Origin of the sequence: Enterobacter cloacae complex sp. P17RS (assembly GCF_014895885.1) — a bacterium.
GTDB lineage: Bacteria > Pseudomonadota > Gammaproteobacteria > Enterobacterales > Enterobacteriaceae > Enterobacter > Enterobacter bugandensis.
In genome coordinates, this window is the sequence record NZ_JADBQK010000030.1 from 1 (window position 1) to 13,351 (window position 13,351).

At 56.6% G+C, this 13,351-nt stretch carries 16 protein-coding genes; 7 read left to right on the forward strand and 9 right to left on the reverse strand.

The window, feature by feature from the left end:
* Nucleotides 1-92, forward strand: a 92-nt coding sequence (locus tag IM265_RS22085) for a hypothetical protein (protein ID WP_226839559.1), incomplete at its 5' end; no start/stop codon positions are given.
* Nucleotides 93-172: 80 nt separating this feature from the next.
* On the opposite strand, the gene lpxM is transcribed toward IM265_RS22085, so the two are convergent.
* The 3 genes from lpxM to znuA form a co-directional block, all read right to left on the reverse strand.
* Nucleotides 173-1,144, reverse strand: coding sequence for a lauroyl-Kdo(2)-lipid IV(A) myristoyltransferase (gene lpxM, locus IM265_RS19755; RefSeq protein WP_028013618.1), 972 nt, complete (start codon nt 1,142-1,144; stop codon nt 173-175).
* Nucleotides 1,145-1,264: 120 nt separating this feature from the next.
* Nucleotides 1,265-2,584, reverse strand: coding sequence for a murein DD-endopeptidase MepM (mepM, locus tag IM265_RS19760; RefSeq protein WP_028013619.1), 1,320 nt, complete (start codon nt 2,582-2,584; stop codon nt 1,265-1,267).
* Between the two features lie 15 nt (nt 2,585-2,599).
* Complete coding sequence (gene znuA, locus IM265_RS19765) at nt 2,600-3,544, reverse strand: zinc ABC transporter substrate-binding protein ZnuA (RefSeq protein ID WP_069733103.1); 945 nt, start codon at nt 3,542-3,544, stop codon at nt 2,600-2,602.
* 77 nt (nt 3,545-3,621) lie between these two features.
* Here znuA and znuC point away from each other — a divergent pair, with 77 nt between their 5' ends.
* Nucleotides 3,622-4,377: a zinc ABC transporter ATP-binding protein ZnuC gene (znuC, locus tag IM265_RS19770; RefSeq protein ID WP_028013621.1), complete on the forward strand. Its 756-nt coding sequence runs from the start codon at nt 3,622-3,624 to the stop codon at nt 4,375-4,377.
* Nucleotides 4,374-5,159 carry a zinc ABC transporter permease subunit ZnuB gene (gene znuB / locus IM265_RS19775; RefSeq protein ID WP_041909449.1) on the forward strand — a complete coding sequence of 262 codons (786 nt, stop codon included), beginning with the start codon at nt 4,374-4,376 and terminating at the stop codon, nt 5,157-5,159. Before znuC ends, znuB begins: the two co-directional genes overlap by 4 nt.
* A gap of 52 nt (nt 5,160-5,211) precedes the next feature.
* On the opposite strand, the gene ruvB is transcribed toward znuB, so the two are convergent.
* The 6 genes from ruvB to aspS all read right to left on the reverse strand — a co-directional run bounded on the left by ruvB (nt 5,212) and on the right by aspS (nt 10,467).
* A complete protein-coding gene (gene ruvB, locus IM265_RS19780; protein ID WP_028013623.1) occupies nt 5,212-6,222 on the reverse strand; it encodes a Holliday junction branch migration DNA helicase RuvB in 1,011 nt (336 codons plus the stop codon).
* Between the two features lie 8 nt (nt 6,223-6,230).
* Nucleotides 6,231-6,845 carry a Holliday junction branch migration protein RuvA gene (ruvA, locus tag IM265_RS19785; RefSeq protein ID WP_028013624.1) on the reverse strand — a complete coding sequence of 205 codons (615 nt, stop codon included), beginning with the start codon at nt 6,843-6,845 and terminating at the stop codon, nt 6,231-6,233.
* An 80-nt stretch (nt 6,846-6,925) separates the two neighbouring features.
* Complete coding sequence (ruvC, locus tag IM265_RS19790) at nt 6,926-7,447, reverse strand: crossover junction endodeoxyribonuclease RuvC (protein ID WP_003859749.1); 522 nt, start codon at nt 7,445-7,447, stop codon at nt 6,926-6,928.
* 34 nt (nt 7,448-7,481) lie between these two features.
* Nucleotides 7,482-8,222 (reverse strand): YebC/PmpR family DNA-binding transcriptional regulator, encoded by a 741-nt coding sequence (locus tag IM265_RS19795; RefSeq protein WP_003859747.1) that lies wholly within the window; start codon nt 8,220-8,222, stop codon nt 7,482-7,484.
* Between the two features lie 27 nt (nt 8,223-8,249).
* Complete coding sequence (gene nudB, locus IM265_RS19800) at nt 8,250-8,693, reverse strand: dihydroneopterin triphosphate diphosphatase (protein ID WP_059353978.1); 444 nt, start codon at nt 8,691-8,693, stop codon at nt 8,250-8,252.
* A 1-nt stretch (nt 8,694) separates the two neighbouring features.
* On the reverse strand, nt 8,695-10,467 hold the full coding sequence (gene aspS, locus IM265_RS19805; protein ID WP_028013627.1) for an aspartate--tRNA ligase: 1,773 nt from the start codon (nt 10,465-10,467) through the stop codon (nt 8,695-8,697).
* Nucleotides 10,468-10,731: 264 nt separating this feature from the next.
* Between aspS and IM265_RS19810 the strand changes: the two genes are divergently transcribed.
* From IM265_RS19810 to cmoA, 4 genes are read left to right on the forward strand one after another with little or no spacing between them, the layout of a single operon-like run.
* The gene (locus tag IM265_RS19810; RefSeq protein WP_047367817.1) at nt 10,732-11,298 is read left to right on the forward strand and encodes a hydrolase; all 567 of its coding nucleotides are present in this window, start codon (nt 10,732-10,734) and stop codon (nt 11,296-11,298) included.
* The gene (locus tag IM265_RS19815; RefSeq protein WP_048956525.1) at nt 11,295-12,113 is read left to right on the forward strand and encodes a DUF72 domain-containing protein; all 819 of its coding nucleotides are present in this window, start codon (nt 11,295-11,297) and stop codon (nt 12,111-12,113) included. The genes IM265_RS19810 and IM265_RS19815 overlap by 4 nt, the downstream gene beginning before the upstream one ends.
* 52 nt (nt 12,114-12,165) lie before the next feature.
* Nucleotides 12,166-12,561 (forward strand): MAPEG family protein, encoded by a 396-nt coding sequence (locus IM265_RS19820; RefSeq protein ID WP_028013630.1) that lies wholly within the window; start codon nt 12,166-12,168, stop codon nt 12,559-12,561.
* Nucleotides 12,562-12,601: 40 nt separating this feature from the next.
* Nucleotides 12,602-13,345 carry a carboxy-S-adenosyl-L-methionine synthase CmoA gene (gene cmoA / locus IM265_RS19825; RefSeq protein WP_045260318.1) on the forward strand — a complete coding sequence of 248 codons (744 nt, stop codon included), beginning with the start codon at nt 12,602-12,604 and terminating at the stop codon, nt 13,343-13,345.
* The last annotated feature ends 6 nt before the right edge of the window (nt 13,346-13,351 follow it).

Genomic DNA, 13,351 nt, shown 5'->3' on the forward strand with positions numbered 1-13,351 from the left:
ATGACGGCTGCTATGTAGTGTGGTGGTACAGCACGAAAGTGGGGGTGATCGACCTGAAGAAAAAGTCGATCACCATGGGTAAAGGATGTTAAAAAGTGTTCACCATGTCCCCGAACACCTGTCTACCATGTCCCCGGACTGTACAAGGGGAGAGGGGCAAGGTGAAGGTTTTCTATTTCCTCGGGTAAAGCTCTTTACGCTTATAGGGCTCCGTCTCTCCCGGCTTCCGCGTTTTCAGCAGCTTCAGTATCCACGTGTACTGTTCGGTATGCGGCCCCACCAGCAGCTCCACCTCTTCGTTCATGCGGCGCGCGATGGTGCGATCGTCCGCGGTCAGCAGGTCGTCCATCGGCGGACGGACTTCAATGCTCAGACGATGCGTTTTACCGTCGTAAACCGGAAAGAGCGGGATCACGCGGGCGCGGCAAACCTTCATCAGGCGCCCAATGGCGGGGAGCGTGGCTTTGTAGGTTGCAAAGAAGTCGACAAACTCGCTGTGCTCAGGTCCGTGGTCCTGGTCCGGCAGATAGTAGCCCCAGTACCCCTGACGTACCGACTGAATAAACGGCTTGATGCCGTCGTTACGCGCATGCAAGCGTCCGCCAAAACGACGACGTACCGTATTCCAGACAAAATCGTAGATTTTATTGCCCTGGTTATGGAACATCGCCGCCATTTTCTGCCCCTGGGAAGCCATCAGCATTGCCGGGATATCCACGCCCCAGCCGTGGGGCACGAGGAAAATGACCTTCTCATCATTGCGACGCATTTCGTCGATGATTTCCAGCCCTTTCCAGTCAACGCGGTCGATGATTTTTTCCGGTCCTTTCAGCGCCAGCTCCGCCATCATCGCCATGGCCTGCGGTGCGGTGGTATACATCGCGTCGATGATGGCCTCGCGCTCGGCATCGCTTTTTTCAGGAAAACAGTAATAGAGGTTGATCTGCGCACGACGACGCGCGCTTTTACCTAAGCGCCCGGCCAGACGGCCAATTTTTCCCAGTACGGGATCGCGCAGCGCGGCAGGCAGCATAGCGATGCCCGCAAAGGTGTAAACCCCCAGCCAGGCGCCCCAGTTGCGCGGGTGTCGAAAGGATTTTTCAAACTCAGGAATGTATTCAATATTATTTTTTTTTGTTTCCATGCTGGTTCCAGGGTCTGGTGACGCAAAAAATTATTCAGATAGTGTAGCGAGGCAGTCGCCCACGCACAAAAGAAAAAGCCGGCGCATGCTGACACCGGCTTTTTTCACAAAACAGAGAGCTTAGTTTAAGCTCAGCTGCGGTATCACCTCTCTCGCCTGCGCCAGGTAATCGGAACGATCTTTACCTGTCAGGCCTTCGGTGCGCGGCAGTTTGGCCGTCAGCGGGTTCACGGCCTGCTGGTTAATCCACACTTCATAGTGCAGATGCGGGCCAGTAGAGCGTCCGGTGTTGCCGGAGAGCGCGATACGGTCGCCGCGTTTCACTTTCTGCCCCGGTTTGACCAGCAGCTTGCGCAGGTGCATATAGCGGGTGGTATAGGTACGACCGTGACGGATAGCCACGTAATAGCCCGCTGCACCACTGCGTTTTGCCATCACCACTTCGCCATCACCAACGGACAGCACCGGCGTGCCCTGCGGCATCGCGAAGTCTACCCCGCGGTGAGGCGCAACGCGGCCGGTAACCGGGTTCAGACGACGCGGGTTAAAGTTAGAGGAGACGCGGAACTGTTTCGCCGTCGGGAAACGCAGGAAGCCTTTCGCAAGGCCCGTACCGCTACGGTCATAGAACTTGCCGTCTTCAGCGCGAATGGCGTAGTAATCTTTTCCCTCGGAGCGCAGACGCACCCCCAGCAGCTGGCTCTGCTCGCGCTTGCCGTCCAGCATTTCGCGGGACATCAGGACGGAAAACTCATCGCCTTTCTTCAGCTTACGGAAATCCATCTGCCACTGCATGGCTTTGATCACCGCGCTGATTTCACCGCTGGTCAGGCCCGCATCACGGGCGCTGGAAACAAAGCTTCCGCCCACGGTACCTTTCATCACGCTGTTAACCCAGTCGCCTTTCTGCATTTCACTGGTCATTTTGAAACCGTTTGCAGTGCGGTCATAGGTGCGGGTTTCGCGGCGGGACATTTCCCAGGTCAAACGCTGAAGATCGCCATCCGCCGTTAATGTCCAGGAGAGCTGTTGCCCGATTTTCAGGTTACGCAGGTCTTTATCCGCAGCGGCCAGCTGGCTGATATTGCCCATGTCGATACCGTACTGGTTGAGCACGCTGCTCAGCGTGTCACCGGTAGAGACAACGTATTCGTGGATCCCCGCTTCGTTCTCGGTTTTATCGTCCAGTTCATCCTGAGGGATAGCTTCATCTTCCTGAGCGGCCTGGTCGATAGGCTCGCTGGCTTCAGGCAGCAAAGAGCGGATCTCGCTCTTTTCAAGCTCGATGGTTTTAATGATAGGGGCAGAACTCGGGTGGTAAACATAGGGCCGCCAGACGGCGACCGCTAAGGTGAGAACTGTAAGCGACCCCAGCATAACGCGGTGGGGTCGAGGCAGATTGTTAAATGCCAGGGCGACAGAGCGGGCTATCTGTTGCACGTATTCACTTCCTCGTTAATCTCCTTTCAGGCAGCTCGCATACTGGTTCGCCAGTTGGCTGAGGAACTGCGAATAGCTCGCTTTGCTCAACTGGATATTCGTACCTAGCGGGTCAAGGGTTCCCATGCGCACGGATGTTCCCCTGGCCACGGCTTCTACGACCGCTGGCCTGAACTGTGGCTCAGCAAAAACGCATGTCGCTTTCTGCTCAACCAACTGTGTTCTGATTTCATGTAAACGCTGCGCACCAGGTTGAATTTCAGGGTTGACGGTAAAGTGCCCAAGCGGGGTCAGGCCGTAGTGTTTTTCGTAGTAGCCGTAGGCGTCATGAAAAACGAAATACCCTTTTCCTTTCAACGGTGCGAGCTCATTACCTACCTGCTTATCGGTTGCGGCTAATTGTGCCTCAAAATCCTTCAGGTTGGCGTCTAGTTTGGCTCGACTTTGCGGCATAAGTTCCACTAATTTGTCATGGATTGCAACCGCGGAAAGCCGCGCTATCTCTGGGGATAGCCAGAGATGCATGTTGTACTCGCCGTGATGGTGATCTCCATCACCTTTTTCACCCTCTGCAGCGTGATGATCATGTTCGTCACCGTCATCATCCGCCCCTTTCATGAGCAACGGTTTCACGCCGGAAAGCCCGGCAATCGCGACCTGTTTTTCATTAGCAATCTGTTTGGCGGATTTCTGCATGAATGCTTCCATCTCCGGACCAATCCAGACAACTAAGTCTGCGTTTTGTAAGCGTTTTACATCAGACGGACGCAGAGAATAGTCATGCTCTGAAGCCCCGTCAGGGAGCAGAACCTGGGTTTCCGTTACCCCATCGGCAATGGCCGACGCGATGAATCCAAGCGGTTTAAGCGAAGCAACAACGGCAGCGTTAACATCTTGTGCGGTTGTTCCCCAAAGGGCAGCGGATAATGCTGCGAAAAGAAGCGTATTTTTATGTAACATAATGCGACTAATCATCGTAGTGAATGCGTGGAATGTGATATTATAACATTCGTTGACTTCTTCAAGCTTAAATTGACATGACGACTCTGGTTTCTCTCGACAATATTTCGGTCTCCTTTGGCCAGCGCCGCGTCCTCTCTGACGTATCGCTGGATCTCAAGCCCGGAAAAATTCTGACGCTGCTCGGCCCCAATGGCGCAGGTAAATCCACTCTGGTGCGCGTGGTGCTGGGTCTGGTTACACCGGATGAAGGTGTAATCACGCGCGAGGAAAAATTGCGGATCGGCTATGTGCCGCAAAAATTACATCTGGACGCCACCCTGCCGCTGACGGTAAATCGTTTTCTGCGTCTGCGTCCGGGCACGCGAAAAGCCGATATTCTCCCGGCACTGAAGCGCGTGCAGGCGGGCCACCTTATCGATGCGCCGTTGCAGAAGCTGTCCGGCGGTGAGACGCAGCGCGTTTTGCTGGCCCGTGCGCTGCTGAGCAGCCCGCAGCTGCTGGTGCTGGATGAGCCAACCCAGGGCGTGGACGTCAATGGTCAGGTCGCGCTTTATGATTTGATCGACCAGCTGCGCCGCGAACTGAACTGCGCCGTGCTGATGGTCTCCCATGACCTGCATCTGGTGATGGCGAAAACCGACGAAGTGCTGTGTCTCAACCATCACATTTGCTGTTCCGGCACGCCTGAAGTGGTCTCAATGCACCCGGAATTTATCTCCATGTTTGGCCCTCGCGGCGCTGAACAGCTTGGCATTTATCGCCATCATCATAATCACCGCCATGATTTGCAGGGACGAATCGTTCTGCGTCGGGGAAATGGACACTCATGATTGAACTGTTACTGCCCGGCTGGCTGGCCGGGGTTATGCTTGCCTGCGCCGCAGGCCCACTCGGCTCGTTTGTGGTGTGGCGCAGAATGTCTTACTTCGGTGATACCCTGGCGCATGCGTCGCTGCTGGGCGTTGCCTTTGGTTTGCTGCTGGATGTGAATCCCTTTTACGCGGTGATTGTGGTCACGCTGCTGCTGGCAGCCGGTCTGGTCTGGCTGGAGAAGCGCCCTCACCTCGCGATTGATACGCTGCTTGGCATCATGGCGCACAGCGCGCTGTCGCTGGGTCTGGTCGTTGTTAGCCTGATGTCAAATATCCGCGTTGACCTGATGGCCTACCTGTTTGGCGATCTGCTGGCCGTGACGCCTGACGATCTCATCGCGATCGCCATTGGCGTGGTGGTGGTACTGGGTATTCTGCTGTGGCAGTGGCGGAATTTACTGGCAATGACCGTCAGCCCGGATCTGGCGTTTGTCGACGGCGTGAAGCTGCAGCGCGTGAAGCTGCTGCTGATGCTGGTGACGGCGTTAACGATTGGTGTCGCAATGAAGTTTGTCGGCGCGCTGATTATAACATCGCTGCTGATCATCCCTGCCGCCACGGCGCGCCGTTTTGCACGTACGCCAGAGCAGATGGCCGGTATCGCGGTGGTTATCGGGATGATCGCCGTCACGGGCGGGTTAACCTTTTCGGCGTTTTATGACACGCCAGCAGGGCCGTCGGTGGTCTTGAGCGCGGCGGTGTTGTTTGTTTTCAGTATGATGAAAAAGACCGCGCAGTAGTGAGCATGTCCCCGGTGGCGCTTCGCTTACCGGGGCTACCATTTATCGCTACTTACGGCATCGCGGGCGGCGTAATACCGAAATGATTCCACGCCCGCACCGTCGCCATACGACCACGTGGGGTACGCTGTAAGAAGCCCTGCTGGATCAAATACGGCTCCAGCACATCTTCGATAGTCTCACGCTCTTCGCCAATTGCCGCCGCCAGGTTATCCAGCCCGACCGGCCCGCCAAAGAACTTGTCCAGCACCGCCAGCAGCAGTTTGCGATCCATATAGTCAAAGCCTTCAGCATCGACGTTCAGCATATCCAGCGCCTGAGCGGCGATCTCGGCGGAAATCGAACCATCGTGCTTCACTTCAGCAAAGTCACGCACGCGGCGCAGCAGGCGGTTGGCAATACGCGGCGTACCGCGGGAACGTTTCGCCACTTCATATGCCCCCTCTTCGCTCATATCCAGCCCCATGTAGCGCGCGCTGCGCCCCACGATATGCTGAAGATCGGGTACCTGATAAAACTCCAGACGCTGAACGATGCCAAAGCGGTCGCGCAGCGGAGAGGTCAACGACCCGGCGCGGGTCGTGGCGCCAATCAGGGTAAACGGCGGCAGATCGATTTTGATGGAGCGCGCGGCCGGGCCTTCGCCGATCATGATATCCAGCTGGTAATCCTCCATCGCCGGATAGAGCACTTCCTCCACCACCGGTGACAGGCGGTGGATCTCATCGATAAACAGCACGTCATGCGGTTCAAGGTTGGTCAGCATCGCCGCCAGATCGCCCGCTTTTTCCAGCACCGGGCCGGAGGTAGTACGCAGGTTGACGCCCATTTCATTGGCGACGATATTCGCCAGGGTAGTTTTCCCTAACCCCGGCGGGCCAAAAATCAGCAGGTGATCGAGCGCATCGCCGCGCAGCTTTGCCGCCTGGATGAAAATCTCCATCTGGGAACGTACCTGCGGCTGGCCGATGTACTCATCAAGCAGCTTCGGGCGGATCGCACGATCCACCACGTCTTCTGCCTGAAGGGTGCCTGCCGATACCAGGCGGTCTGCTTCAATCATCCTTTACCTCACAATGCAGCGCGCAGCGCTTCACGAATCAGAGTTTCACTGCTGGCGTCCGGTTTGGCAATTTTGCTCACCATCCGGCTGGCCTCCTGAGGTTTATAGCCCAGCGCCACCAGCGCGGCAACCGCTTCCTGCTCGGCATCATCATCAGAGGCAGGCGCACCCGGAGCAGTCAGAACCAAATCGGCAGCCGGAGTGAACAGATCGCCGTGCAGACCTTTAAAGCGGTCTTTCATCTCAACTATCAGACGCTCTGCGGTTTTCTTACCAATGCCCGGAAGCTTAACCAGCGCCGCGGGGTCTTCGCGCTCAACGGCATTCACAAACTGCGGAGCGGACATGCCGGACAAAATCGCCAGCGCCAGCTTAGGCCCCACACCGTTGGTTTTAATCAGCTCGCGAAACAGGGTGCGTTCCTGCTTGTTGTTAAAGCCGTACAGCAGCTGAGCGTCTTCACGCACCACAAACTGGGTAAAGACAATCGCCTCTTTGCCCGCGTCCGGCAGCTCGTAGAAACAGGTCATCGGCATATGGACTTCATAGCCCACGCCACCCACTTCCAGCAGCACTAACGGGGGTTGTTTTTCAATGATGATGCCTCTGAGTCTGCCTATCACGTGACGCTCCTGCGTTCTGGGAGAAATTAACTGCCGACATAATAAAAAAAGGCTGGATGTTTATCCAGCCTGATTTCTGATTATCGTAACCTGCCTCGCGCCAGATTGAGCCGCGACTCGCTCATTTGCATCGCGTTCTGGCTGACGTGGCAGTGGGTAATTGCAATCGCCAGCGCATCGGCGGCGTCGGCCTGCGGGTTCGCGGGAAGCTTCAGCAGGGTGCGCACCATGTGCTGCACCTGGCTCTTCTCCGCGCTACCGATGCCCACCACCGTCTGCTTAACCTGCCTTGCCGCGTATTCGAATACCGGCAAATCCTGGTTCACCGCAGCCACGATGGCCACCCCACGCGCCTGACCGAGCTTCAGCGCCGAATCCGCGTTCTTCGCCATAAAGACCTGCTCAATGGCGAAATAGTCTGGCTGAAACTGGGTGATGATCTCCGATACGCCCGCATAAATAAGCTTGAGGCGCGACGGCAGATCGTCCACTTTGGTGCGAATGCATCCACTGCCGAGGTAGGTTAGCTGGCGTCCCACCTGACGGATAACGCCATACCCGGTGACGCGTGAGCCGGGGTCAATCCCGAGGATAATCGACATCACGCGTCTCCCGTAAACGGTTTACAGGCTCTCATCAGAGAGTCGCTGCAACCTCATCAGAGATTTCACCGTTGTGGTACACTTCCTGCACGTCGTCGCAGTCTTCGAGCATGTCGATCAGACGCAGCAGTTTCGGTGCGGTTTCTGCATCCATATCCGCTTTGGTGGACGGGATCATGGAGACTTCAGCGTTGTCCGCTTTCAGGCCCGCCGCTTCCAGCGCATCGCGCACGGCACCCATCTCTTCCCACGCGGTGTAGACGTCAATGGCACCATCATCGTAGGTCACCACGTCTTCCGCACCCGCTTCCAGCGCCGCTTCCATGATCGCATCTTCGTCGCCTTTCTCGAAAGAGATGACGCCTTTTTTGCTGAACAGGTAAGCTACGGAGCCGTCAGTGCCCAGGTTGCCACCGGTTTTGGTGAACGCGTGGCGCACTTCCGCAACGGTACGGTTACGGTTGTCAGACAGGCATTCAACCATCACCGCAGTACCGCCAGGGCCGTAACCTTCATAAATGATGGTTTCCATGTTCGCGTCTTCATCACCGCCCACGCCGCGTGCGATAGCACGGTTCAGGGTGTCACGCGTCATGTTGTTAGACAGCGCTTTATCTACCGCCGCGCGCAGGCGTGGGTTAGAAGCCGGGTCGCCGCCGCCCAGACGCGCTGCTGTCACCAGCTCGCGAATGATTTTGGTAAAGATCTTACCGCGCTTGGCATCCTGTGCCGCTTTACGGTGTTTGGTGTTGGCCCACTTACTATGACCTGCCATAAAAAGTTCTCCAAAAATCGCGCCTTCTCAGGCCGCGTTAATTACAAATTCTTCAATCGCCTGCCGGTTGCTCCACGACTTGGTCAGTGCGGCGGCATCCGCCGCGTTCACCCAGCGGTAGTTCAGGTGTTCGGTAAACACGATCTCCCGCTCATGGGGGAGCGCGAGACAGAACCACGACTCTGTGTTGCGCTCAATGCCCGGCGCATAGCGATGACGTAAATGGCTAAAAATTTCAAACTCCACCGTGCGCTGACAGTCCTTCAGGGTCAGTTGCTCATGAGCAACGTCAATGGTGACCTCTTCCTTTACTTCACGCGCGGCGGCCTGCGGCGCGGTCTCCCCCTCTTCCAGACTGCCGGTAACCGACTGCCAGAAATCAGGATCGTCGCGCCGCTGCAACATCAGCACCCGCTTCGTGTCTTCTGCATAAATGACCACCAGGACAGAAACGGGAAGCTTATATGCCATATCAGTTTTTCTCTTCCTTCTTCACCACTTCAATGCCCAGCTCGGCCAGCGCTGCCGGGTTGGCAAAGCTTGGCGCTTCGGTCATCAGACACGCTGCGGCAGTGGTTTTCGGGAAGGCGATAACGTCACGAATGTTATCGGTGCCGGTCAGCAACATGGTCAGACGGTCGAGACCGAAGGCCAGACCCGCGTGCGGCGGTGTGCCGTACTTCAGGGCGTCCAGCAGGAAGCCAAACTTCTCGCGCTGCTCCTGCTCGTTAATACCCAGAATGCCGAACACGGTCTGCTGCATTTCACCGCTGTGAATACGCACGGAGCCGCCGCCCACTTCATAGCCGTTGATAACCATGTCATAAGCGTTTGCCACTGCCTCTTCCGGCGCCGCTTTCAGCTCTGCCGCCGTCATCTCTTTTGGCGAGGTGAACGGGTGGTGCATTGCGGTCAGGCCGCCTTCACCGTCGTCTTCAAACATCGGGAAGTCGATAACCCACAGCGGTGCCCATTTGCTTTCATCGGTCAGGTTCAGGTCTTTGCCGAGCTTCAGACGCAGAGCGCCCATCGCATCCGCAACGACTTTCTTGTTGTCTGCGCCGAAGAAGATCATGTCGCCGTCCTGCGCACCGGTGCGCTCAAGGATCGCTTCCACGATGTCCGCGTTCAGGAACTTCGCCACCGGGCTGGTGATCCCTTCCAGACCTTTCGCTCGCTCGGTCACTTTAATATAGGCCAGACCTTTCGCGCCGTAGATCTTAATAAAGTTGCCGTAGTCATCAATCTGCTTACGGCTCAGCGCCGCGCCGCCCGGTACGCGCAGGGCAGCCACGCGGCCTTTCGGATCGTTAGCCGGTCCCGCGAATACCGCGAACTCAACGGATTTCACCAGGTCTGCCACGTCCACCAGCTCCATCGGGTTACGCAGGTCTGGTTTGTCGGAGCCGTAGCGACGTTCCGCTTCGGCGAAGGTCATGATCGGGAAATCGCCCAGCTCAACGCCCTTCACGTCGTTCCACAGGCTACGCACCAGCGCTTCCATCACTTCACGCACCTGTTCGGCGGTCATGAAGGAAGTCTCAACATCGATCTGGGTAAATTCTGGCTGACGGTCAGCGCGCAGGTCTTCGTCGCGGAAGCACTTAACGATTTGATAATAGCGGTCGAAGCCGGACATCATCAGCAGCTGTTTGAACAGCTGCGGTGACTGCGGCAGCGCGTAGAATTTGCCTTTGTGAACGCGGGATGGCACCAGGTAATCGCGCGCGCCTTCCGGCGTCGCTTTGGTCAGCATCGGGGTTTCAATATCGAGGAAACCGTGGTCATCCATAAAGCGACGCACCAGGCTGGTGATTTTCGCACGGGTTTTCAGGCGCTGAGCCATTTCCGGACGACGCAGATCCAGGTAGCGGTATTTCAGACGCGCTTCTTCAGTGTTGACGTGGTTGGAGTCCAGCGGCAGCGCTTCGGCACGGTTGATGATAACCAGATCGGACGCCAGCACTTCGATAGCGCCCGTCGCCATGTCTGCGTTAACGTTTTTCTCGTCACGCGCACGCACGGTGCCGGTGACCTGAATGCAGAACTCATTACGCAGCTCAGAGGCCAGCTTCAGCGCATCTGCGCGATCCGGGTCGAAGAACACCTGAACGATACCTTCACGGTCGCGCATATCGATGAAGATAAGGCTACCAAGATCACGACGACGGTTGACCCAACCACACAGGGTGACCTGCTGTCCGACGTGGGACTGACGCAGCTGCCCGCAATATTCTGTACGCATGAGATATCCCTTAATTAGCCGCAGGCTAAATGTCGCCTGGTATGCAGGCTACTATGTCGCAGCTTTCTGTATGTCACAACTGGATGAAAAAAGGCGGCTATTATACTGGAAATTCCGCCGGACGATAAGAGCGAACCACCGCCAGACGGTCGTTTGCTGCACTCTTATTGCGCATTCTCACAAAAATTAACAAAATTATCCGACCGATAACAGGTCATCACGTCGTAAGGTGTTACGGAAGTGATTAATTTACCTGGAGTGACGATGTTAACACTTGATGCCCGCAAAACCGCGCTTGTTGTGATTGATTTACAGGAAGGGATCCTGCCCTTCGCCGGTGGTCCACACGCAGCGGATGAAGTCGTCAGCCGCGCCGCTCGCCTGGCCGAGAAGTGCCGCGCCAGCGGTGCCCCTGTGGTCATGGTGCGCGTCGGCTGGTCCGCTGATTTCGCCGAGGCGTTAAAACAGCCCGTTGATGCCCAGGCGCCCGCACATGCCCTGCCGGAAAACTGGTGGACGTACCCGGTGTCGCTGGGCAAACGCGACAGCGATATCGAAGTGACTAAACGCCAGTGGGGCGCGTTCTACGGGACCGACCTTGAGCTGCAGCTTCGCCGCCGCGGTATCGACACCATTATTCTGTGCGGCATATCCACCAACATCGGCGTGGAATCGACAGCCCGTAACGCCTGGGAGCTGGGCTTTAATCTGGTGATTGCTGAAGATGCCTGCAGCGCGGCTTCCGCCGAACAGCATCAGGGCAGCATGACCCATATCTTTCCGCGCATCGGACGCGTGCGCAGCACGGATGAGATTTTAAGCGCGCTATGATGTACGTGGGCCTGCCCCAGTGGTCGCACCCGAAATGGGTGCGCCTGGGCATTACCAGCCTTGAAGAGTATGCCCGACACTTTAACTGCGTCGAGGGTAACACCACGCTGTATGCGCTGCCCAAAGCCGAGATAGTCGAACGCTGGCGGGAGCAAACAACGGACGATTTCCGTTTCTGCTTTAAGTTTCCGGCGACCATTTCCCACCAGGCCGCGCTGCGCAACTGCGGGGACTTAACGGAAGAATTTTTCACGCGCATGTCGCCGCTGGCGAACCGAATTGGACAATACTGGCTCCAGCTTCCCGCCACGTTTGGCCCGCGCGATCTGCCCGCCCTGTGGCAGTTCCTGGATGCCCTGCCCCGCGAATTCACCTACGGCGTGGAAGTCCGACACCAGGACTTCTTTGCGAAAGGCGAAGCCGAAAAAGCGCTCAACCGGGGCCTGCTGGATCGTTCCGTTAACCGGGTGATCCTCGACAGTCGTCCGGTGCACAGCGCGGTACCGCATAACGAGGCCATCGTTGATGCTCAGCGTAAAAAACCGAAAGTGCCGGTCCACGCCATCGTGACCGCACAGAACCCGATGGTCAGGTTCATCGGCAGCGACAATATGCAGCAAAATCAGGCGATGTTCGCCGTCTGGCTGCAAAAACTCGCGAGCTGGGAGCACACCACCACGCCGTACCTCTTTTTGCACACGCCGGATATTGCTCAGGCGCCCGAACTGGTCGATGCTCTGTGGCAGGCCTTGCAGGCAGCGGTGCCGTCCGTGGGCAGCGTCCCTTCCATCCCACAACAATCTTCTCTTTTCTGATATCACCCCCTATCATAGTGAAGTGCCATCTGCCAAAAAACAGGGAGTTAGTATGGTCAGCGCGCTGTATGCGGTGTTAGGTGCATTACTGCTGATTAAATTTTCATTTGATGTTGTGCGCCTCAGGATGCAGTACCGCGTCTCTTACGGCGACGGCGGTTTCTCCGAACTGCAAAGCGCTATTCGCATTCACGGTAATGCGGTGGAATACATCCCCGTTGCTCTCATCCTGCTGCTGTTTATGGAGATGAATGGCGCGGAAACCTGGATGGTGCATATTTGTGGCCTGATGCTTATTGCCGGCCGGTTAATGCATTATTACGGCTTTCACCACCGTTTATTCCGCTGGCGTCGTTCCGGCATGAGCGCTACCTGGTGTTCGCTTTTGCTGATGGTGCTGGCTAACCTGTGGTATATGCCGTGGGAGTTGGTTTTCTCCCTCCATTAGCGCACAATACGCCACTTTATTTTTCCCGGATTTTTACGTTATGTCAGATCGCGACACGCTTTTTTCCGCGCCTATCGCCAGCCTGGGCGACTGGACCTTCGATGAACGGGTAGCCGAAGTCTTCCCGGATATGATCCAGCGCTCTGTTCCCGGTTATTCCAATATTATCTCTATGATCGGTATGCTGGCTGAGCGCTTCGTTCAACCCGGTACGCAGGTCTATGACCTGGGCTGCTCGCTCGGCGCGGCAACGCTGTCGGTACGTCGTAACATTCATCACGATGGCTGCCGAATCATTGCCGTCGATAACTCCCCGGCCATGGTGGAACGCTGCCGTCGCCATATTGACGCGTACAAAGCCCCCGTTCCGGTGGACGTGGTGGAAGGCGATATCCGCGAGATCGAGATTAACAACGCCTCGATGGTAGTGCTGAATTTTACCCTGCAGTTCCTGGTGCCTGAAGATCGCCAGCTGCTGCTGGACAAAATTTACCAGGGGCTGAATCCCGGCGGCGCGCTGGTGCTTTCTGAGAAATTCAGCTTTGAGGATGCCAAAGTAGGCGAGCTGCTGTTCAACATGCACCACGATTTCAAACGGGCGAACGGCTACAGCGAGTTGGAGATCAGCCAGAAGCGCAGCATGCTGGAAAACGTGATGCTGACGGACTCCGTGGAAACCCATAAAGCGCGCCTGCACAAAGCCGGTTTTGAGCACAGCGAACTGTGGTTCCAGTGCTTTAACTTTGGCTCTCTGGTGGCGCTAAAAGCCGGGGATGCCGCATGATTGAAT